Genomic DNA, 21243 nt, shown 5'->3' with positions numbered 1-21243 from the left:
TCTTGACCGTATCCCTCACCATCGATTCCATCTCCGCCCATTACGGCAGCACCCAGGTGCTCAAAGACCTGTCGATCTCAATCATGGCCGGGGAACTGGTGTCCCTGCTCGGCTCCAGCGGCTGCGGCAAGACGACGACATTGCGCCTCGTGGCCGGCTTTTTGCAGCCGAGCAGCGGCAGCATCAAGCTCGGCGAGCGCGACCTGACCGGACTTCCCGCGCATGCGCGCGACATCGGCCTGGTTTTTCAGAACTACGCGCTTTTTCCGCATCTGAGCGTGCAGGACAACGTCGCCTTCGGGCTCAGGCAGCGTCGTATTCCCCAGCCGGAACGGACGAAAAGAACGATGGCCATGCTGGAACGCGTCGGCCTTTACGCCCTCGCTGACCGCTTGCCTTCGGCGCTCTCGGGCGGCCAGAAACAGCGCGTGGCTCTCGCCCGGGCCTTGGTCATCGAGCCGCCGCTGCTGATGTTCGACGAGCCGCTTTCCAACCTAGATGCAAAGCTCAGGATCGACATGCGCGTCGAAATCAGGCAGCTGCAGCGCGCGAATGGCACGACGTCGCTCTACGTCACCCACGACCAGGAGGAGGCGTTCTCGATCTCCGACAGAGTGGCGATCATGAATGCCGGGCGCATCATGCAGCTCGACGCGCCAGAGGTGCTCTATCGCCAGCCGGCCAACGCTTTCGTCGCCCGTTTCGTCGGATTCGAGAACCTGATCCGCATGAAGGTGACCGCGCGCAACGGCGCGCTTGTGACCGCCGAAACAACGGGTGGAGCGCGGCTGCAGCTGTCACAGGAAACATTCGGGCCGATCAAGGACGACTTCGTCCTGGCCTGCCGCGCAGACGGTCTTGCGGTCAGCCGTGACGGTGTTGGCATCGCGACCGTGCTCGGCACGCGCACCTATCTCGGCCGGGCCTATCAGTACAAATGCATGACACCAGCGGGAGAGATCACCGCCAATGGGGCGTTGTCCGATCCGCTGGAAACAGGGGCGTCCGCCGTGCTGTCTCCTGTGGCCGAGCAATGCTGCATTCTCGACCCGGAAGATTGAGCCGCTGAGGAGAAACGATGACCAGTTCCAACAATCAGCACATCGATGCCGTTCTTGCCCATGTGGACCAAAGCCTCGATGGCAGCCTGGCGCGGCTTTTCGAGCTGATCCGCATTCCGAGCGTCTCGACCGACCCGGCCTATCGCGATCACTGCCGCACCGCTGCCGAATGGCTGAGCCGGGATCTGGCTGCCATCGGCTTCGAAGCATCGGTGCGCAAAACGACCGGCAATCCGATGGTCGTCGCCCATGAAAAAGCGGTGTCCGGACCGCATCTGCTGTTTTACGGCCATTACGATGTCCAGCCGGTCGATCCGCTGGCGCTGTGGACGAGCGATCCGTTCGAGCCGCGCATGGAAGCCTTGCCGAACGGCGATACCGCGATCGTCGCGCGCGGCGCGTCCGACGACAAGGGACAATTGATGACCTTCGTCGAAGCCTGCCGCGCCTGGAAGAGCGTCGCCGGAAATCTGCCGGTGCAGGTGAGTATGCTGTTCGAAGGCGAGGAAGAGGCCGGCAGCCCGAGCCTCGCACCCTTTCTGGATGCCACGGCGGACGAGTTGAAGGCCGATGCGGTTTTCGTCTGCGACACGGATATGTGGGATCGCGAAACGCCTGCCGTCACGACGATGCTGCGCGGTATCTTCAGTACGGAAATCGAGGTCACCTGCGCCGATCAAGACCTGCATTCCGGCATGTTCGGCAATGCCGCGCGCAATCCGCTGCAGGTGTTGTCGGACGTCGTTTCGAGCCTGCGGCGCGCCGACGGCGGCGTCGCGGTCGAGGGTTTTTATGATGGCGTGAAAGAGCTCCCGGACGCCACCAAGGCGCTGTGGAAAAGGCTGCCCTTCGACGAGGAGGCCTTTCTCGGCGATATTGGCCTCAGAGATCCGGCCGGTGAGACAGGACGTTCCGTCCTCGAACAGATCTGGGCGCGGCCGAGCTGCGAGATCAATGGCATGAGCGGCGGCTATACAGGCGAAGGCTTCAAGACGGTCATTCCGGCGAAGGCAAGCGCCAAGATATCGTTTCGCCTGGTGGAAGGACAGGATCCCCAGGCGATCCGCGATGCCTTTCAGCGGCACGTGCGCGCACGCATCCCTCGGGATTGTTCGGTCAGCTTCAGGGATTACGGGCTTTCGCCGGCAACGGTTATGCCGATCGACAGTCCGTTTCTCACCAGGACGCTTCAGGCGCTTTCGACGGAATGGCAACGCGAAGCTGCCCTTGCCGGCACGGGCGGCTCGATCCCCATCATCGGCGAATTCAAACAGCGGCTCGGATGCGATGCCCTCCTGGTCGGCTTCGCCCGCTTCGACAACCGCGTCCACAGCCCGAACGAAAAATACGATCTCTCCAGCTTTCATAAAGGTATACGATCCTGGGTTCGCATCCTGGCGGCACTCGCCGACTAGCGCGAGCCTACAGCGCGCAGCTATTCGAGAGCCGCAAAGGAGGCTGTAACACTTTGAATTGCTGCATTATGCAGTAGGCTATGGGGCAGCAAGCGCCCCACATCACCCACCATCGATACCGAGGCAGCAGAGACCACCGATGACGATAACCGCTCCCCGCGATTTCCTGAAAAGCCTGTTCGACGCGGCGGTTCGCGCCGCCGATCCGCTGACCGGCATCAAGGCGCATCTGCCTGAAAGGCCGAAGGGAAGGACCGTGGTGATCGGCGCCGGCAAGGGCGCGGCGCAGATGGCGCGAGCGCTCGAAAGCGTCTGGGACGGACCGCTCGAAGGTGTGGTGGTCACCCGTTACGGCTATGGCTGCGAGACACGCGGTATCGAGATCCTCGAGGCAGCGCATCCGGTGCCCGATACCGCCGGGCTTATTGCTGCAAGGCGGCTGATGGAGACGGTGAACGGGCTGACGGAAGACGATCTGGTGATCGCGCTGATCTGCGGCGGCGGCTCGGCGCTGCTGCCCGCCCCGCCGGAGGGGCTGACCCTTGAAGACGAAATCGCACTCAACGAAATGCTGCTTGCCTCGGGCGCGCCGATTTCGGCGATGAATGTCGTGCGCAAGCATCTCTCCACCATCAAGGGCGGCAGACTTGCGGCAGCGACCAAAGCGAGGGTCGTCAGTCTGATCGTCTCCGACATTCCCGGCGACAACCCGGCTCATGTCGCCTCCGGGCCGACAGTGCCTGATGGTTCGACACGGCACGATGCGCTCGAGATCATCAGGCAATACGGATTGCAGCTGCCGCAGGCAGCACTCGACCATCTGAACTCGCCGAAGGCCGATGCACCGCGGCCGGACGATCCGGTCTTCTTGCGGCACGCGCATCATATCATCGCCTCCGCCGGCGTTTCGCTGGAGGCGGCTGCCGCCCTGGCAAATTCGCAGGGGATCGAGCCGGCGATCCTTTCAGATGCGATCGAGGGGGAATCGCGCGACGTGGCGCTGGTGCATGCGGCGATCGCCCGCGAGGTGTGGGGCCGGAACAGGCCGTTTTCCAAGCCGGTCGTCGTCCTTTCCGGCGGCGAGACGACGGTGACGCTGAGAGCCAAAGGTGGCAAGGGCGGACGCAACGGCGAATTCGCGCTCGCCATGGCGCTTGCGATCGACGGACAGGAGGGCATTCATGTCCTCGCTGCCGACACGGACGGGATCGACGGCTCGGAGGATAATGCCGGCGCCTTTGCCGATGGCGGCACGGTGAGGCGCCTGCGCGCCGCCGGGCTCGATCCACGCCGGCTGCTCGACGGCAATAACAGCTATTCGGGCTTTGCGGCCACCAGCGATCTCTTCGAAACCGGCCCGACCGGAACCAACGTCAATGATTTCAGGGCGATCCTGATCCGTTAGAGCAATTTCAGGAAAAGTGCGAAGCGGTTTTCCGTCCGGAATTGCGTAAAACAAAAGCAGCCGACCGTCACGCGCTGCGCTGGCGGATCAGGTCTCGATCCGCCCCTGCCCGACCAGCCAACCCACCGATTCCTGCACCGCCTGCAGGGAGGTGTATCTCGGAGTGTAACCGAGCAGGCGTCCGGCTTTTGCGATCGAACAATTCGGGCTGCGGGCGATATGTTCCCAGGTCGCCTTCGCATCCTCAGCCGTCTGACTTTCGGCCCAGGCGTCGAATGGGGCGAAGCTGAGCTTCGGCTCGTGCCCGAACCAGCGAGACATGGATTCGGCATAGCCGCGAAGGGTCAATGCCTGCTCCGAGACCGCGTGGAAACTTTCGCCGGTCGACGCATTCCAGTTGGCGATCGCATCCATGAACATCGCCGCCACGTCATCGGCATGGACGTGATGAACGGTCTCCAAGCCGAAATGGGGCAGCGCCAGGGTCTCTCCGCGGGCAAGGGTTGAAAAGACCTGCAGGTTAAAATTGCCGGCCGGATTGAGCGGCGTCCAGCCGGGACCGACAATGTGCCCGGGATGGATGATGGTTGCCGGAAATCGGCGAAGCCTTGCCTGCTGCAGCAGATAGGTTTCGATTGCCGCCTTCTGCGTCCCATAGTCGCCGAAGGGAAATTTCGGCGTCTCCTCCAGCGTCGGTACGACCATCGAGTGGCCATGCGTCCAGATCGTGCCGGTATGCAGGAAGTGACCGACATGCCCCGACAGCGCCGTCACCAGATGCTCGGCACTTTCCAGCGAGAAGCAGATCATGTCGATGACGATGTCGGCTTTCAATGCACGTACGGCCGGGCCGAAATCACCCGTCAGCTCCATGGCTGCCCGATCCATCTGACGCTGATCGACGGCAGCCCAGGCGTGGTTTGCCGTATAGGGCTTTGCCGTGCCGCGGCTGATCGTAACGACGTCGTGACCTGCCTCCACCAGACGGGGAACGAGATAGGTTCCGACATGGCCCGTTGCCCCGATTACCAAAACCCGCATCATCGTTCCTCCCTTGGCATTTCCGTGTTGAATATGCTGCGCTCAGGTGATCCTGCAAGCAGACTTTTCGTGATCAAGGGGCTGGACCAGCCCGCTATCGATTCTTGAAAACAAGACAGGTGCCGCCGTGTTTGCGGATCTGGTTGCAGAGGTCGTTGGCTTCCATGCGCGTCTGCCGGCCGATGCGGGCGGCATAACGCGGTCGAAAGCCGAAGCTGCGATCGCGCTGGCGCAGGATCAGCGGCTGCTCCGCATTCAGTGGCGCTGGCAGATCCTGCACGGCATCGAGAAACATACGCCGGGCCACCGCGATATTTGCGTTCGCCGCAAGCTGGACGCCCCAGGGCGCCCATTCACCCTCCTGACGCCAGGGCGTGTCCTTCAACGTCCGTCTCTCCGCAAGCGCCACGCAGCCATCGAGGAAGGACTTGTCCTTGTCGAGCGGGGTGGCCGCATCTTCCGGTGGGTTATCCTTCCATTCCTCGACTGTATGGGCGGTGATTGCCATGACGTAATTGCGCGTCTCGTAGGGTAATTTACCTGACGTAAGGTAAGAAGCAAGACCGTTTTCCCCGGCATTATAGGCGGCGGCGGCAAGGCCGAGATTGCCGAAACGATTGCGCAATTCGTCGAGATACTGCGCCGATTTCCGCAGGGCTTCCAACACCTGGTAGCTGTCTTCAAGGCCGCGCAGTTTCGCCGTTCCGGGCATGAACTGCGCAATCCCCTGCGCTCCTTTGAAGCTGACTGCATCGGGACGAAAGGTGCTCTCTCGCCAGATGAGACGAGCGAAATAATCGGCTGGCAATTGATTGGCGTCGGCGAAATGCTCGATCGCAACGCAAAGGTCTCGATTGAAACTATCCTTACGGATGCAAAGCGTCTCACCCGATCCCGATGCCGAAGGCCCGGAATACAAGCAGGCCGGAGGCCCGGCGCTTCCTTCCGGCTGGGCCATGATCGTGTCCGCTTGAGAAAACGGAAGACAGAGCGAAAGCATGGCCCTCCCCGCTCTCCTCCCTATGCCGGTTTGACGCTTTCGCCCTATCATCGGATCTCAGCAGGTTCGAACTTCCATCGCGACGCTGATTTCTCAATAACATCGATCAAGGAGCGAAGCTTCCCCATTTCCATATTCGCACTCGAAATGATGCAACGAACTGTGTGACGTTCCTCCTGAATGCGAACACGAAAAAGCCGCCGGGCCAGATGGCCGCGGCGGCTCGAGGAACAGCTTGAAAGCAACAATCAGGCCGTCGGCTGCTTGGTCTTCCTGAGATAGGGCAGAACCGTATCGAAGGAGCCGAAACGCGTGATCGCGTCTTCGTTGGAAACCGCGGCGGTGATGATGACGTCCTCGCCCTGGTTCCAGTTCGCTGGTGTGGCCACCTGGTGCTTGGCCGTCAGTTGGATGGAATCGATGGCGCGCAGGATTTCATTGAAATTGCGGCCCGTCGTCATCGGATAGGTCAGGATCAGCTTGATCTTCTTATCCGGACCGATGATGAAGACCGAACGCACCGTCGCGTTGTCGGCAGGCGTGCGGCCTTCCGAGCTCTCGCCGGCGCCGGCCGGCAGCATGTCGTAGAGTTTGGCAACCTTAAGGTCCTTGTCACCGATCAGCGGGTATTCGACCTCGAAACCGGTAGCAGTCTTGATGTCGTTCTTCCACTTGGCATGGCTTTCCACCGGATCGACGGAGATGCCGATCACCTTGGCGCCACGCTTGGAAAATTCCCCAGCCAGACCGGCCATGGCGCCGAGTTCGGTGGTGCACACAGGCGTGAAATTCTTCGGATGCGAGAACAGGACGGCCCAGCCGTTACCGATCCACTCATGGAAGCTGATCGGTCCCTGCGTGGTGTCGGCGGTAAAATCGGGGGCAATGTCGTTGATACGTAAGCTCATGGTCGGCCCTCCAAAGCCTTGTGTTAAATGTTGTTTATTTCAAATCGAGGCCATGGGATCCGTCCGCCGGAAGCGGTCGCGAGATTGCGGTCAACAGGATCGCACCGGCCGAAGGTAAAAAACTTCCCATCCCAGGATTTTCAGTAAGTCATATACCACGATCACCGAAGGCATGCTCTTTCGATTTCCGGCCTGCTCCGGCATTATTTTTCCGGCAGGTTCGCGCGATGAAAGACCGGTGGTTTTTCCACCGGTCCCGTTCAAAGCGTCAGGAGAACCACCGCCGCTTGCTCAGGCGGACTGGATCGATTTGATCCTGTCGATGCCGCCGACAACAGGCGCGAAATCGGCCCACACACCTTGGGCGCCCTTCTGCCATTCGTCGAAGGCTTCCGGCTTCAAGAGCTTTCCGCCGTTGGCAAGCGCCGTCTCGACGGATTTAGATTCGTCGTCGACGATCAGCTGGTTGAAATAGGCAGCCCCTTCGCCGGAAGCCTGCTGGAACACCGCCTTCTGCTCGTCGTTCAGGCCGGCCCAGAAGGTCGAGGCATAATAGATGACGCCGGATGCCCAGATGTGGCCAGTCTCGGTCATATCGGGCACCACCTCATAGAGCTTGAAGCCGGCATAGGCCGACTTGGTCAGGTCCATCGCGTCGGCGACGCCGGTTGCGAGCGCATTATAGGTCTCGGTGATCGGAATGCCGATCGGCGTCGTGCCGAATGCGCTCCAGAGCTTGGTGTGCAGCGGGCTCTGGATGACGCGGATGCGCTTGCCCTTGAGCTGCTCGGGCCGCGTCACCGGCTCCTTGGTCAGAAGATGGCGGGCGCCGTAATTGATGAAATCGCCGACGACGAAATTCTGCGCCTGCAGTTTTTGCTTGAGATCGGCGCCGACATCGCCGGCGACGGTTTTGCGGACATGATCGGCATCGCGAAAGAGGAAGGGCAGATCGAGGATCTGCAGTTCCGGCGCCCAGCCGGAGAGCGACGAGACCGTGGAAAGGCTGGCCTGGATGGAGCCGAGGCGCACGCCTTCGGCCACTTCCTTCTCGCCGCCGAGTGCGCCGTTCCTGACGATATTGAACTTGAACTGGCCGGGGAGTTTCGCTTCGACCAGTTCGCCGATCTTCACCCAGATCTTCGTTTCCGGCTTGTCGTCGCCGAGCAGCGAGGCAATCGTGATCGTCGTCGTGCGGGCGGCGGCGCTGCGGACGAAGGCGGGCGCTGCAAGCGCCGTTCCAGCGAGAGCTGCGGTCTTCAGGAAATTGCGTCGGTTGAAATTGTCCATGGCTTGTCCTGTTTACGAGAAGATGATGGCCCAGGCGCAGAGGATTGCGAGCGAGACCAGGAGAGCGAGCAGATAGGGAACCACCGCCCGAAAGAGCTCCGAGGCGGGAATGCGCGTGACGCCGCTGACGACGAAGATCAGCATGCCGAGCGGCGGTGTCAGTCCGTGGATCATCAGGTTGACGACGATGATCACCCCGAACTGAATGGGATCGATGCCGGCGGCAACCGCTGCCGGCAGCAGGATCGGACCGAAGAGCAGGATTGCGGCGCCGATATCGAGAACGAGGCCGACCACCAGCAGGATGACGTTTGACAGCAGGATGACCGCAAGCGCGCTGCCGCCGAGCGCCGTCGTCAGATGCGAGATCAGCCCCGACACGTCGTCGACCGCCAGCAAAAAGGCAAAGGGGCCGGCCGTGCCGATGAGGAGACCGATCGCCGCCGCTTCGACTGCCGCCTGACGGAAGGCGGTGTAGAACGAGAGAATGCCGAGGCGCGCGCCGATGCCGAGCAGCAGGGTGTAGAAAGCAGCAAGTGCTGCGGCTTCGGTGGTGGTGACGATGCCGATGCGGATGCCGACGACGACGATGATGCCGAGCCCGAAAGCCGGAATCGCCTGAACCGCCGATTGCCAGCGCTGTTTCGCATTTGCGCGTGGCAACGGCACTTGTTCGCTGACCGTCATATGGATTGCGACCGCCAGGCATATGGCCATCAGGCCGCCGGCAAAGAAGCCGCCGATGAGCAGCGAGCCGACGGAAAGATTGGTCGCCGTCGCAAGGATGAGAAATGCGATCGACGGCGGGATGACATTGTCGAGAACCGATGTCGAGGCGATGATCGCCGCTGCCTGCGCCGGAGGGTAGCCGTGTTTGACCAACTCGGGCTGGAAGGTCGATGCGCCGAAAGCGGCATTTGCGACCGACGAGCCGGAGGCGCCGGAAAAGAGAACGCTGGTCAAAAGTGTCGTCTGCGCCAGCCCGGCCCTACGATGACCAACCATGGCGGCGGCGAAGCGCACGAGCTGGTTGGCGACTCCGGAGGCCGTCAGCAGGCCGCCGGCGAGCAGGAAGAAGGGAATGGCGAGCAGCAGGAATTTCGATATGCCGGTGACGGTCGCGGAAACGATCGCCGGCTCGGGCAGGCTGCTGCCGAAGGCGATGACGACATAAGCTGCGGCAAGAAAGGCGTGCGGCAGCGGCGCAGCAAGCACGAGGCCGACCGCGGCGATCAGTCCGAGAAAAATGCTCGGCGGCCAGTCGAGATCGAGCGCGACATGCGGGATGCCGGCATAGAGCGCGACACCGACGGCAAGCGAGAGCAAAACCGGCAGGATCTTGCCTTCGGCGATGCGCTGCAGCAGCAGCATGACGAGGATCAGCGCGCCGCCGGCGCCAAGAAAGCCGAAGCGGATCCATTCCGGCACGCCGAGCGTCGGCGACACGCCGCCAAGCATCGTCATGATCTCGCTGCCGCCGAAGCTCAGGATCAGCGCCGAAAGCACGGTGAACACATCGGCGCCGATCGGCGTGACCTTCCGCAGGCTTTCCGGCAGCATCTTGACGAAGATGTCGAGGCGCATAGCAAGCGCGCTGTTGAGGCTGAGCGGCGCGCCGAGCGCGACCAGACCCACATGCAGCCAGATGCCGAGATCCTCGGCGCCGATGAAGCCGGCGCTAAAGAAATAGCGCAGGCAGACGGTGACGAGCACCATCAAGAGCAGCGCGGCGAGAACGACTGCCGCGGCAATGCCTAGAACCGCTTCGACCACCCGCAGAACGCTTGCCGCCATGCGGTCATCCGGAGTAGTCTTTTCAATCGGATGAAATTCACCGGTAGCCACTCAACTTACCTTCCGCCCTGAGGATCAGGCCTCCTGACAATCAAAAGATCGCGATCGACGAGTATCGATTAAGCGTCATTGCACTCCTTCGAGCCTCCCTGCTGAGACCGAACCGCGGCTGACCTTTTCGCTGAAACAACAGACTTCCTCAAGGAGCAGCATGCAGGAAAGACAACAGATCGACGTCAGCCGTTGATCGGATTAGAATGCAAGTGAGACTATAACTGCGCCCAAAAGCGGCACTTTGATCATTTTTTGTGCGCATCTATTTATGCACACTTTTAAGGCGGGCGCGCTTGCCAAAATTGCTGCAGTGCGTCATGAATATAGCAATGACGCATCTCGATCTGACAATTCTGGTGATCGACGAAAATGCCATTCGCGCCTCCATCATCGAAGAAGGCCTGCGCGAGGCAGGGCATGTGCGCGTCACCGTCGTGCATGAAGTCAACGGCATCGCGCGAATCATCGAAACGCTGATGCCCGATGTGATCATCATCGATATCGAAAATCCCAACCGCGACATGATGGAGCATCTGTTCCAGCTGACGCGCACCGTCAGCCGCCCGATCGCCATGTTCGTCGACCGGTCCGACACGGCCTCGATCGAGGCTGCCGTCGATGCCGGCGTCTCGGCCTATATCGTCGACGGCTTGAAGAAGGAACGCGTCAAACCGATCCTCGACATGGCCGTCAGCCGCTTCAATGCCTTCAACCGGCTACGGCGGGAGCTTGCCGATGCCCGCTCCGCGCTGGAGGAACGCAAGCTGGTCGAGCGCGCCAAGGGTATATTGATGAAGATGCGCGGCCTGTCGGAGGAAGAGGCTTTCGCCCTGCTGCGCCAGACAGCGATGAACGAAAAGAAGAAGATGTCGGAAATCGCCCAGAGCGTCGTCACTGCCGCGGGGCTGTTGATGTAATGGCCGACCTGATGAATTTCCGGAGGAAACCGGAGTGGATATGATGACAACGACCTCCAACGCCGGCGGCGAGCTGCCCTCACCCGTCCGGATGAACAACGAAGGACCGAAAGTGCTGCGGGCCGGTTTCATTCCGCTCGTCGATGCATCGGTGCTGATTGCGGCGGCGGAATTCGGTTTCGCGCGGAAGGAAGGCCTAACGCTCGATCTCGTCAAGGACGTCTCCTGGGCGAATGTGCGCGACCGCCTGGCATTCCGCCAGTTCGACATCGCTCACATGCTGTCGCCGATGCCCGTCGCCTCCATGCTCGGTCTCGGCTCCAATCCCTCGCCGACGATCACGCCATTTTCGCTGGGGCGTGGCGGCAACGCGATCACGCTGTCGACGCGGCTCTTCGACAGGATGCGGAATGACGTGGGATTGCCGGAAACGGCAAGCGCGCTCGACAATGCCGGCGCCCTGGCAAAAACATTGGCGGCAATGAAGGCCCGCGGCGAGCCGCTGCCGACTTTCGGTGTCACCTACCCCTTCTCCTCGCATAATTACGAATTCCGCTACTGGCTGGCAGCCGGCGGCATCGATCCCGACAAGGATGTCAAGCTCGTGGTCGTGCCACCGCCCATGACTTCGGATGCGCTGGCAGCCGGTGCGATCGACGGTTTCTGCGTCGGCGCGCCGTGGAACATGGTTGCTTCAGAGCGCGGCGTCGGTCGCATCGTCGCCGCCAAACAGGATATCTGGCCGTCGGCACCGGAAAAGGTGATCGGCATGCGGCCGGACTGGGCGGAAAGCCATCCTGAAACCGTTTCCCGGCTGATCGTGGCGCTCGATGCGGCAGCCCAGTGGTGCGACCAGCCGGAAAATCACGACGCGCTGGCGGCAGCTCTTGCCGACCCGCGCTACATCGCTGCCCCCGTCGAAATCATTCGCCGTGTGCTTGCCGGCGAATTCAGCCTCGACGCAAAGGGTAACCGCCGCATCATCACCGACTATTTCATGTTCCATTCCGGCTTCGCCAATTATCCCCGGCCAAGCCATGCGCTGTGGATCTACAGCCAGATGATCCGCTGGGGACAGGCCGAGATCAGCCTCAACATGGCAAGGGCCGCAGCATCCGCCTACCGCCCGGATCTCTATCGCACGGCTCTCGGTGACGACAACGCACCCGAAGATGCCGATATCCGCATCGAAGGCAGTGACGAGGGCGACCGTTTCATGGACGGCCACGTCTTCGACCCGGCGAGGCTGCCGGACTATGTCGCAGGTTTTGCAGTCAAAAGCGCCCTACCCTTCATTTCCAACGACGAGGTCTAACCGATGCCGGCCTGCACAAAACACCAGCAAGCATCTGCCCGCCTCATGTCAAGCGCACAAAATATTTGCACGCGCGGGTGGCGGCCCGAAAAACAAGCAGGCGGCGCGTTTCATAAAATGTCATTTGCATTCAGTGACTTGAATGCAGACTACCAAACTGGCACGCAGTTTGCATCGTCTTTAATAGCACCGGTCAATGACGATCAGTGCAGAATGAGCGCGCGATAGACGCTCACGGAAGACACAGAGATTGCTCTTCAGATTGAAGAGGTAGGTTTTAGCTTGAGCAATCTGGCCAACGGATTGCCTTCAGGCAAATGGGCCAGAGGGCCTAAGAATTCGGCGTCCAACGGCGGGCGCCACCAGCAAAGCCGCTGATCAGGATATTTCGCGCACCTCGTGTATGCGCGTCCTGACCAGCGGCTTTTTTGTTTTAACCCTCAGCGATGGATTGGCACGACCTTGTCGGGCCTCGGAGAAGTTATGTCTGTCATCGAGAAATCACAGCCCATGTCCGCCGGCGAACCAGCCAAGGCATTGTGGATCTCCACCGTAGCCTTCACCCTTTGTTTTGCCGTCTGGACGATCTTCGCGATCATCGGCATTCGCATCAAGCAGGATCTCGGCCTGAACGAGGCCGAGTTCGGATTGCTGGTCGGCACCCCCGTGCTCACCGGTTCGCTGGTGCGCATCGTTCTTGGCATCTGGACGGGGCGTTACGGCGGCCGTCTCGTTTACACCCTCACCATGCTGGCCGCTGCATTGGCGACCTTTCTGCTCTCTTACGCCCAGACCTATACGCAGATGTTGATCGCTGGCCTCGGCGTCGGCCTCGCCGGCGGCTCCTTCGCGGTCGGTGTCGCCTATGTCTCGCCTTTCTTCCCGGCGGAGAAGCAGGGAACCGCACTCGGCATCTTCGGTGCCGGCAATGTTGGCGCGGCCGTAACCAAATTCGCAGCCCCCTTCGTGCTAATTGCATGGGGCTGGCAGGCGGTTGCGGAGATCTGGGCCGTCGGCCTGGCGCTGATGGCAATCGTCTTCTGGTTCACCACGACCGATGATCCGGCCTTCCGTCTCCGCCGCGAACGCCGCGTTGCCACCAAGAGTTTCGTCGAGGAATTCGCGCCACTGCAGAACGTTCAGGTTTGGCGCTTCTCGCTTTACTATTTCTTCGCCTTCGGAGGCTTCGTCGCCCTGTCGCTGTGGCTGCCGCGCTACCTGGTCGGCGTCTACGGCTTCAACCTGGAAACCGCCGGCATGATCGCGGCCGCCTACTCCATCCCGGGCAGCATCTTCCGCGCCTTCGGCGGCGTGCTGTCGGACAAGAAGGGCGCGCGCAGCGTGATGTATACGATGTTTGCCGTGTCGGCCGTCGCCACCCTCATCCTCTCGCTGCCGGCCGCCGACGCGTCCGGGACGGGTCCGGCGTTTGGTATCACCCCTGTCATCTTCATCGTCGTCATCTTCGTGCTCGGCTTCTTCATGAGCCTCGGCAAGGCTGCCGTCTACAAGCACATCCCGGCCTACTACCCCGAAAACGTCGGCGCAGTCGGCGGCGTCGTCGGGATGATGGGCGGCCTTGGCGGGTTCATCCTTCCGATTGCCTTTGGCCTCCTCAAGGACATGACCGGCCTTTGGTCCAGCTGTTTCCTGCTGCTCTTTGCGATCGTCGTGATCTCTCTCATCTGGATGCACCTGTCCGTAAAGCAACTGTCGCGCCAAGGGCACTCGGCGCCCGTGGCTGCAACCTGATCTAAGGACCTGGAAATATGACCGAAAAACTTGTCATCATCGGCAATGGCATGGCGCCCGGGCGCATGCTGGAGCACCTCTTCGAGCAGGCGCCCGGACGCTATGAAGTTACGATCTTCAATGCCGAGCCGCGCGTCAATTACGACCGCATCATGCTGTCGCCGGTTCTCTCCGGAGAAAAGGACTACGAGCAGATCATCATTCACGGCGATGGCTGGTATATCAAGCACGGCATCATGCTCTACAAGGGCCACAAGATCGTCAACATCGATCGTGCCGCCAAGACCGTCACCTCCGACCACGGTGTCACCGAAAGCTACGATAAGCTGGTGATCGCAACCGGGTCCGTGCCCTTCATCATCCCTGTTCCCGGCAAGGATCTGCCCGGCGTCATCACCTATCGCGATCTCGACGACGTGCAGGCGATGCTGCTTGCCGCCCAGTCGCGCGAAAAGGCCGTCGTCATCGGCGGCGGACTGCTTGGCCTCGAAGCGGCGGCCGGTCTTGCCCAGCGCGGCATGGACGTCACCGTACTGCACGTCATGCCGACGCTGATGGAGCGCCAGCTCGACCCCGCCGCCGGTTACCTGCTGCAGAAGGCAGTCGAGGAACGCGGCATCAAGGTCATCTGCAAGGCCAATACCAAGGCGATCGTCGGCAATGGCAAGGTCGAGGGCATCGAGCTTGACGACGGCCGTATCATCCCGGCAACGTTGGTCGTGATGGCCGTCGGCATCCGTCCGAGTGTGGGCTTGGCGAAGGACGCCGGCATTGCGGTCAATCGCGGTATCGTCGTCGATGCCGGCATGCAGACCTCGGATGGCGATATTCTCGCGCTCGGCGAATGCGCCGAGGTGGGCGGCATGGTCTATGGCCTCGTTGCGCCGCTCTATGAAATGGCCCGTATCGCCGCCTCGCATCTTTCCGGCGATCGCTCGCCCGCCTTCGTTCATGCGGATACGCCGACCAAGCTCAAGGTCACCGGCATCGAGCTTTATTCGCTCGGCGATTTCGCCGACGGCGACGACCGCGAGGAGATCGTGCTGCGCGATGCCAGCGCCGGCGTCTACAAGCGTCTGGTGCTCAAGGACAATAAGATTATCGGCACTGTGCTTTACGGCGAAACTGCCGATGGTGCCTGGTTCAATGACCTGAAGAAGAAGGCAACCGATATTTCGGAGATGCGCGAGACGCTGATCTTCGGACAGGCCTATCAGGGAGGGTCGCCGCTGGACCCTATGGCGGCCGTTGCAGCCTTGCCGGATGACGCGGAGATTTGTGGCTGCAACGGCGTATGCAAGGGCAAGATCACTTCGACGATTTCAGGCAAGGGGCTGACGTCGCTCGACGACGTACGCGCCCACACGAAGGCATCCGCCTCGTGCGGTTCCTGCACCGGCCTCGTCGAACAACTCATGGCGCTGACGCTCGGCGACAGCTACAATCCGACTGCCGTACAGCCGATGTGCACCTGCACCGAACTCGGCCATGACGACGTTCGCCGGCTGATCAAGGCCAAGGGCCTGAAGAGCATTCCTGCCGTCATGCAGGAGCTCGAGTGGAAGACTTCCTGCGGCTGCGCCAAATGTCGGCCGGCGCTCAACTATTACCTGGTCTGCGATTGGCCGGACGAATATGCCGACGACTACCAGTCGCGTTTCATCAATGAACGCGTGCATGCCAACATCCAGAAGGACGGCACCTACTCCGTCGTTCCGCGCATGTGGGGCGGCGTCACCAATTCGAACGAGCTGCGCGCCATCGCCGATGTCGTCGACAAGTTCGAGATCCCGATGGTGAAGGTGACGGGCGGCCAGCGCATCGATCTGCTCGGCATCGAGAAGGAAGACCTGCCCGCCGTCTGGGCCGATCTCGGCAAGGCCGGCTTCGTCTCCGGCCAGGCTTATGCCAAGGGCCTGCGCACCGTGAAGACCTGTGTGGGTTCGGACTGGTGTCGCTTCGGCACGCAGGATTCCACCGGCCTCGGCATCCGGATCGAAAGGTTCATGTGGGGCTCCTGGACGCCGGCCAAGTTGAAGATGGCCGTCTCCGGCTGCCCGCGCAACTGCGCGGAAGCAACCTGCAAGGACATCGGCGTGATCTGCGTGGATTCCGGTTTCGAGATCCATTTCGCCGGTGCGGCCGGTCTCGACATCAAGGGCACCGAGGTTCTAGGGCTTGTCCGGACTGAGGACGAGGCACTGGAGCATATCGTGGCCCTGACGCAGATGTACCGCGAACAGGCCCGTTACCTCGAACGCATCTACAAATGGGCTAAGCGCGTCGGCCTGGATGAAATCCGCCGCCAGATCATGGGTGATGCCGAAAAGCGCAAAGCCTATTACGAGCGCTTCGTCTTCTCCCAGAAATTTGCCCAGGTCGACCCCTGGTCGGAGCGTGTTTCCGGCAAGGACAAGCATGAGTTCAAGCCGATGGCGACGATCGGCTATCCGCAGGCTGCAGAATAAGGAGATGGACATGAACTGGATCGCAATCGGTGACATCTCCGACATCCCGCTGCGCGGCGCGCGCTGCGTGAAGACGCCACAAGGCAAGATCGCTGTCTTCCGCACGGCCGAAAACGAGGTCTTCGCCATCGAGGATCACTGCCCGCATAAGGGCGGCCCGCTCTCCCAAGGCATCGTCCACGCCAAGTCAGTCACCTGCCCGCTGCACAACTGGGTGATCTCGCTGGAAACAGGCAAGGCGCTCGGCGCCGACGAAGGCGAGGTCCGGACGATACAGGTGCTGAACGAAGACGGCAGGCTGTTCATCGCTCTGGAAAGCCTGATGATGGCGGCGGAATAGATGGCGGCTGAGGTCAAGACCACCTGTCCCTATTGCGGTGTAGGCTGCGGCGTTATCGCCACGGTCGACGAGGCAGGCGCAGTCAGCGTCAAAGGAGATCCCGAGCATCCGTCGAATTTCGGCCGGCTCTGCTCGAAGGGTTCAGCCCTTGCCGAAACCATCGATCTCGATGGCCGGCTTCTCTATCCCGAGATCGAAGGCAAACAGAGCGGCTGGGACGAGGCGCTTGATCTGGTCGCCCGCCGTTTTTCTGAAACGATCGCCAAACACGGGCCCGACGCCGTTGCCTTCTACGTCTCGGGCCAGTTGCTGACCGAGGATTACTATGTCGCCAACAAGCTGATGAAGGGCTTCATCGGCTCCGGCAATATCGACACCAATTCAAGGCTCTGCATGTCCTCCTCCGTGGCGGGGCATCGCCGCGCCTTCGGCGCCGATACTGTGCCCGGGACCTATGAGGATATCGAACTTGCGGATCTGGTGGTCCTGACCGGCTCCAACCTCGCCTGGTGTCATCCGGTCATCTACCAACGGCTTGCCGCCGCAAAGACGGCGCGGCCAAACATGCGGATCGTCGTCATCGATCCGCGCCGGACGATGACCTGCGACATCGCCGACCTGCATCTGGCCATCCGTCCTGATGGCGACGTTGCGCTGTTCATGGGACTACTTGCCCATCTGGCGACCAGTCCGGCAATCGACCAGAATTATGTCGGCGCCCATACAGAAGGTTTCGGCGACGCTTTTGCGGCGGCCGCCGCGCTCGATATCAACGATCTCCTGGAACGGACCGGCCTGCCCGCCATGCAGATCAGGGAGTTCTTCCGGCTGTTCGAGACGACGCCGAAGGTCGTGACCTGCTACAGCCAGGGCGTCAACCAATCCTCCTCCGGCACCGACAAGGTCAATGCCATTCTCAACTGCCACCTGGCGACCGGCCGCATCGGCCGTCCCGGCATGGGACCGTTTTCGCTGACCGGCCAGCCGAATGCCATGGGCGGACGCGAGGTCGGCGGTCTCGCCAATATGCTTGCCGCCCATATGGCGATCGAGAACACCGAAGACCGGGACCGCGTGCAGCGCTTCTGGAATTCGCCCGTCATCGCCGCAAAACCCGGCCTGAAGGCGGTCGACATGTTCCAAGCCGTGGCCGACGGACGCATCAAGGCGCTCTGGATCATGGCGACCAATCCCGTCGTCTCGATGCCGGATGCCGACAGTGTCGAAAACGCGATCGCCGCCTGTCCCTTCGTCGTCGTGTCGGACATCCTGAAAGAGACGGATACGACCCGGCACGCAAATGTGCTTCTGCCCTCGCTCGGCTGGGGCGAGAAGGATGGCACCGTCACCAATTCCGAACGGCGCATTTCAAGGCAACGATCGTTTCTTGATATCCCCGGCGATGCAAGGGCCGACTGGTGGCAGCTTGCGGAGATCGGACGCCGCATGGGATTTGCCGCCGCCTTCGATTTTGACGCGCCGGCCGCAATTTTCGCCGAACACGCCGCGCTTTCCGCCTTCGAAAATAACGGCAGCCGCGATTTCGACATCGGCGCGCGCGCCGGCATGAGCGGCGGGGCCTATGGCGAACTGTCGCCCTTCCAGTGGCCGCAGGCGGCGGGGACAGAACCGAGCATCACCCGCTTCTTCGCCGAGGGCGGTTTCTTCCATCCCGATCGCAAGGCGCGCTTCGTCGCGGTCAAACCGCCCGCAACCGATCGCACCAATGCCGAGTACCCCTTCACGCTGAATACCGGGCGCATCCGCGACCAGTGGCACACGATGACGCGAACAGGAAAGAGCGCGCGGCTTTCCGCCCATATCGCCGAACCCTTTGCCGAAATCCATCCGCGCGACGCGATCGAGACCGGTATATCAAGCGCCGGCCTCGTCGAGATCGACAGCCCGCACGGCAAGGCAATCGTGCGGGCGCTGGTGACCGATCGCCAGGCGCGCGGCGGCATCTTTGCGCCGATGCACTGGAACGACCAGTTCGCCGCAAGAGCGCGCATCGACGCCGTGGTCGCGCCGGTAACCGACCCCATTTCCGGTCAACCGGCGTCGAAGAACGTTGCCGTCGCCGTCCGGCCCTTCCGCGCCACCCATTACGGTTTCGCCGTCTCCGCCACAAAACCCGCCACGCCTGACGCCGCCTATTGGGCGCTGGCGAAAGCCGCCGGCGGCTGGCGGCTGGAGCTTGCCTTCGCCGAAACCGTCGAAGACTGGACGGCCTGGTGCCGCGCGGTTTTCGCCATTCCGGCCGAGATCGAACCGCTTGGTTATGCCGACCGGCAATCCGGCGACCTCAGGCTCGCCTTCTTCGATGGCGAGGTCCTGCTTGCCGCGCTGTTTTTGGCACGCGAGCCCGTCGCTGTCGCGCGCAACTGGGCAATCTCGCAGCTCTCCGCCTCGCATGGCGACCTCAGGAAACGCTTTGCGCTCGTTGCGGGTCGTCCCGGCGCAGGCAGGCCGGATCCAGGCGCTACCGTCTGCTCCTGCTTCAGTGTCGGGGTCAACCAGATCGCCGCTGCCGTGCGCGGCGGATGTCACAGCGTCGAGGCGGTCGGCAAGGAAACCAGCGCTGGAACCAATTGCGGCTCCTGCCGCAGCGAAATCGGCAGCATCATCGATCGCTGTCTTGCCGCAGCCGCGGAGTGAACCGCGCAAAAGCAAGCAGGACGCAGCCGGAGCACTGTCAGGCCGCGTTCGGGACGATCAGCATCCTGTGATCGGAGGAGATGCGGACCGAGATCTCATCATAGGATGAAAGCGTCGGGTGCGGCGTCTCCATCTTTTGGTGATGTGTTGCCGTGATGACCATGACATCGGCACCCGCCGCCTCGCCGGCGGTAATGCCGGCTGCGACATCCTCGAACACCAGGCAATCCTGCGTGCTGACGCCGAGGCGCTCGGCGCCGAGAATATAACATTGCGGGTCGGGTTTTCCGACCTTCACGTCCTCCGCCGTCACCATGAATCTCGGCACCGGCAAGCCTGCTGCCTCCAGCCGCCGGTGAGCAAGGCGCAACGGCGAGGAGGTGACGATCGCCCAGCGATCCGGGGGCAGTGAACTCAGAAAGGTCGCGGCGCCGGGAATGGCCACGACGTCGCTGACATCGGCGATCTCGGCCTCGGTCACCAGCTTCGATTCATGTTCAGGATCGATTCCAGGCAGGTTCAGCCGGGTGATCGTGTCAATGCCGCGCGATCCATGCATCTTCGGCAAAAAGGTGGCGACATCGAGCCCCTGACGCCTCGCCCAGTCGCTCCATACACGCTCGGCCGCACGGATCGAATTGAGGATGGTGCCGTCCATATCGAACAGGAAGGCGGCATAGGGCTTCTCGAAGCCACGGGGCATCGGCATAGACAAGGCTGAATCCTTCAGGGAAAGAGTCGGACGGTGGTCGCTATCGCGATGAAACGGCAAATCATTGGGTTTTGCAAGCTTTCGGGAATGGCGGTGACGCCTCCCGACCGCCTTCACCTAAAAAGCCGCCGTACCGGAAGTGACGATCAAGTCGCAGGAAAGCCGGAGGCCGATCGGGTCGTGGCAGAGGTCGTCGGCACCATCGGCGAGTTCCAGTGCGGCCGAAGCATCGGCGCGCAGGTAGGCTTGCGTAGCCGGATCGACGCGCATCGGAGCGGCGGTCCAGAGCGAGGGACGGCTGACGTCGATCGTTGAAATTTTAGCCTTGTCATTCCTGACGGCGTAGGAGGCGACCGCCATGCCACTCAGCGTCAAGGTGAGTGCAAGTACGATCTGGAGACCGAGATCTGCGGCTTCGCGAAAGGAGATAAACATAGCGGCCTCATGCCACGGTTTTTTAGTATCTCCGCATGCAAGTAAGACATGTGCTGGCGCCGTTCCAGCGACATCCCCCGTTAAGGTTTACGCATAACCATGCGGGTATGCCGCGAGGCTTGAATGCAGGTTTTCTGCAAATTTCGGAACAATGATTCCATCAGGCAGTTACCCCAAGGTCATCCAAGATGAAAATCCAAGGAGGATATCCCATGTCTAGATCCCTTATTGCCGCTTCGCTGCTCGCGATCGGCATGGCGTCGTCGGCTTTTGCCCAGTCTAACCCGAGTCCGATCGGGCCAACGAATGGCGGCTCGACCGATCCCGGTTCCGGCACCTATTCATCCGATTACACCAACGATGACAACGGCTTTCGTCCGGTACCCGTCTCGCCGGTCGATCCGACGACGACACAGAGCATCGGCCGACCGCAGACGATGGAATGCCCCGGCATGCCGCAACAGATGTCCGGCGTCGATACGCGTGGCGGACAGAGCGGCGCATCCATCAGCGACGCCTGCCGCGAATACGACAACTAAGCAACAGACTGCCGCTCTCAGAAAAAGGCCGGTTCACGCCGGCCTTTTTCATGTCGCCGACAGCCGTGAAAGCTTTTTCCGCCGGATGAAACTTTAATCCGGGCGTTCCGTACATCCGTAGCGGGTTGAAAAAAAACAA

General features: G+C 61.5%; 17 protein-coding genes. 10 read left to right on the top strand and 7 right to left on the bottom strand.

Going from position 1 to position 21243, the window contains the following annotated elements; translation table 11 throughout:
- The first annotated feature begins 2 nt into the window (after window positions 1–2).
- The 3 genes from V8P77_RS06200 to V8P77_RS06190 all read left to right on the top strand — a co-directional run bounded on the left by V8P77_RS06200 (window position 3) and on the right by V8P77_RS06190 (window position 3881).
- Window positions 3–1061, top strand: coding sequence for an ABC transporter ATP-binding protein (locus V8P77_RS06200; protein ID WP_335911277.1), 1059 nt, complete (start codon window positions 3–5; stop codon window positions 1059–1061).
- 17 nt (window positions 1062–1078) lie between these two features.
- Window positions 1079–2476, top strand: a complete 1398-nt coding sequence (locus V8P77_RS06195; RefSeq protein ID WP_335911276.1) for a M20/M25/M40 family metallo-hydrolase — start codon at window positions 1079–1081, stop codon at window positions 2474–2476.
- 139 nt (window positions 2477–2615) lie between these two features.
- Window positions 2616–3881 (top strand): glycerate kinase type-2 family protein, encoded by a 1266-nt coding sequence (locus tag V8P77_RS06190; RefSeq protein ID WP_335911275.1) that lies wholly within the window; start codon window positions 2616–2618, stop codon window positions 3879–3881.
- A gap of 87 nt (window positions 3882–3968) precedes the next feature.
- Here the strand turns inward: V8P77_RS06190 and V8P77_RS06185 are convergent, their stop codons facing one another.
- The 5 genes from V8P77_RS06185 to V8P77_RS06165 all read right to left on the bottom strand — a co-directional run bounded on the left by V8P77_RS06185 (window position 3969) and on the right by V8P77_RS06165 (window position 9965).
- Window positions 3969–4925 carry an NAD-dependent epimerase/dehydratase family protein gene (locus V8P77_RS06185; RefSeq protein WP_335911274.1) on the bottom strand — a complete coding sequence of 319 codons (957 nt, stop codon included), beginning with the start codon at window positions 4923–4925 and terminating at the stop codon, window positions 3969–3971.
- Window positions 4926–5016: 91 nt separating this feature from the next.
- On the bottom strand, window positions 5017–5973 hold the full coding sequence (locus V8P77_RS06180; protein WP_335911273.1) for a lytic transglycosylase domain-containing protein: 957 nt from the start codon (window positions 5971–5973) through the stop codon (window positions 5017–5019).
- A 197-nt stretch (window positions 5974–6170) separates the two neighbouring features.
- Window positions 6171–6830, bottom strand: coding sequence for a peroxiredoxin (locus V8P77_RS06175; RefSeq protein ID WP_335911272.1), 660 nt, complete (start codon window positions 6828–6830; stop codon window positions 6171–6173).
- Between the two features lie 291 nt (window positions 6831–7121).
- Window positions 7122–8120, bottom strand: coding sequence for a TRAP transporter substrate-binding protein (locus V8P77_RS06170; RefSeq protein WP_335911271.1), 999 nt, complete (start codon window positions 8118–8120; stop codon window positions 7122–7124).
- A gap of 12 nt (window positions 8121–8132) precedes the next feature.
- Window positions 8133–9965: a TRAP transporter large permease gene (locus V8P77_RS06165; protein ID WP_335911270.1), complete on the bottom strand. Its 1833-nt coding sequence runs from the start codon at window positions 9963–9965 to the stop codon at window positions 8133–8135.
- Between the two features lie 332 nt (window positions 9966–10297).
- Here V8P77_RS06165 and V8P77_RS06160 point away from each other — a divergent pair, with 332 nt between their 5' ends.
- From V8P77_RS06160 to V8P77_RS06135, 6 genes are all read left to right on the top strand, one after another.
- A complete protein-coding gene (locus tag V8P77_RS06160) occupies window positions 10298–10885 on the top strand; it encodes an ANTAR domain-containing response regulator (protein ID WP_018241751.1) in 588 nt (195 codons plus the stop codon).
- A 34-nt stretch (window positions 10886–10919) separates the two neighbouring features.
- Window positions 10920–12200, top strand: coding sequence for a CmpA/NrtA family ABC transporter substrate-binding protein (locus tag V8P77_RS06155; protein ID WP_335911269.1), 1281 nt, complete (start codon window positions 10920–10922; stop codon window positions 12198–12200).
- A 483-nt stretch (window positions 12201–12683) separates the two neighbouring features.
- Window positions 12684–13952, top strand: a complete 1269-nt coding sequence (locus V8P77_RS06150; RefSeq protein ID WP_017960134.1) for an MFS transporter — start codon at window positions 12684–12686, stop codon at window positions 13950–13952.
- Window positions 13953–13969: 17 nt separating this feature from the next.
- A complete protein-coding gene (gene nirB, locus V8P77_RS06145; protein ID WP_027666079.1) occupies window positions 13970–16420 on the top strand; it encodes a nitrite reductase large subunit NirB in 2451 nt (816 codons plus the stop codon).
- 4 nt (window positions 16421–16424) lie between these two features.
- Complete coding sequence (gene nirD / locus V8P77_RS06140) at window positions 16425–16760, top strand: nitrite reductase small subunit NirD (RefSeq protein WP_017960132.1); 336 nt, start codon at window positions 16425–16427, stop codon at window positions 16758–16760.
- Complete coding sequence (locus V8P77_RS06135) at window positions 16761–19418, top strand: nitrate reductase (protein ID WP_335911268.1); 2658 nt, start codon at window positions 16761–16763, stop codon at window positions 19416–19418. It begins immediately after the preceding gene.
- Between the two features lie 37 nt (window positions 19419–19455).
- Here the strand turns inward: V8P77_RS06135 and V8P77_RS06130 are convergent, their stop codons facing one another.
- Entirely contained in the window at window positions 19456–20133 is a 678-nt protein-coding gene (locus V8P77_RS06130; protein ID WP_335911267.1) for an HAD family hydrolase, read from the bottom strand.
- 114 nt (window positions 20134–20247) lie between these two features.
- Window positions 20248–20565 carry a hypothetical protein gene (locus tag V8P77_RS06125; protein ID WP_335911266.1) on the bottom strand — a complete coding sequence of 106 codons (318 nt, stop codon included), beginning with the start codon at window positions 20563–20565 and terminating at the stop codon, window positions 20248–20250.
- Window positions 20566–20777: 212 nt separating this feature from the next.
- Between V8P77_RS06125 and V8P77_RS06120 the strand changes: the two genes are divergently transcribed.
- Complete coding sequence (locus tag V8P77_RS06120) at window positions 20778–21104, top strand: hypothetical protein (protein WP_335911265.1); 327 nt, start codon at window positions 20778–20780, stop codon at window positions 21102–21104.
- Window positions 21105–21243: the final 139 nt, after the last annotated feature.

This window comes from Rhizobium aouanii, assembly GCF_037002925.1.
Taxonomy (GTDB): Bacteria; Pseudomonadota; Alphaproteobacteria; order Rhizobiales; family Rhizobiaceae; genus Rhizobium; species Rhizobium aouanii.
The sequence above is the reverse complement of the archived record's forward strand: the minus strand, read 5'-3'. Positions and strand labels throughout refer to the sequence as shown.

Coding starts and splice junctions, on each gene's coding strand:
- V8P77_RS06135 (WP_335911268.1), top strand. CDS start 16,761: ATGGCGGCTGAGGTCAAGACCACCTGTCCCTATTGCGGTGTAGGCTGC.
- V8P77_RS06190 (WP_335911275.1), top strand. CDS start 2,616: ATGACGATAACCGCTCCCCGCGATTTCCTGAAAAGCCTGTTCGACGCG.
- V8P77_RS06170 (WP_335911271.1), bottom strand. CDS start 8,120: ATGGACAATTTCAACCGACGCAATTTCCTGAAGACCGCAGCTCTCGCT.
- V8P77_RS06150 (WP_017960134.1), top strand. CDS start 12,684: ATGTCTGTCATCGAGAAATCACAGCCCATGTCCGCCGGCGAACCAGCC.
- V8P77_RS06195 (WP_335911276.1), top strand. CDS start 1,079: ATGACCAGTTCCAACAATCAGCACATCGATGCCGTTCTTGCCCATGTG.
- V8P77_RS06125 (WP_335911266.1), bottom strand. CDS start 20,565: ATGTTTATCTCCTTTCGCGAAGCCGCAGATCTCGGTCTCCAGATCGTA.
- nirD (WP_017960132.1), top strand. CDS start 16,425: ATGGACATGAACTGGATCGCAATCGGTGACATCTCCGACATCCCGCTG.
- V8P77_RS06160 (WP_018241751.1), top strand. CDS start 10,298: ATGACGCATCTCGATCTGACAATTCTGGTGATCGACGAAAATGCCATT.
- V8P77_RS06120 (WP_335911265.1), top strand. CDS start 20,778: ATGTCTAGATCCCTTATTGCCGCTTCGCTGCTCGCGATCGGCATGGCG.
- nirB (WP_027666079.1), top strand. CDS start 13,970: ATGACCGAAAAACTTGTCATCATCGGCAATGGCATGGCGCCCGGGCGC.
- V8P77_RS06185 (WP_335911274.1), bottom strand. CDS start 4,925: ATGATGCGGGTTTTGGTAATCGGGGCAACGGGCCATGTCGGAACCTAT.
- V8P77_RS06180 (WP_335911273.1), bottom strand. CDS start 5,973: ATGATAGGGCGAAAGCGTCAAACCGGCATAGGGAGGAGAGCGGGGAGG.
- V8P77_RS06175 (WP_335911272.1), bottom strand. CDS start 6,830: ATGAGCTTACGTATCAACGACATTGCCCCCGATTTTACCGCCGACACC.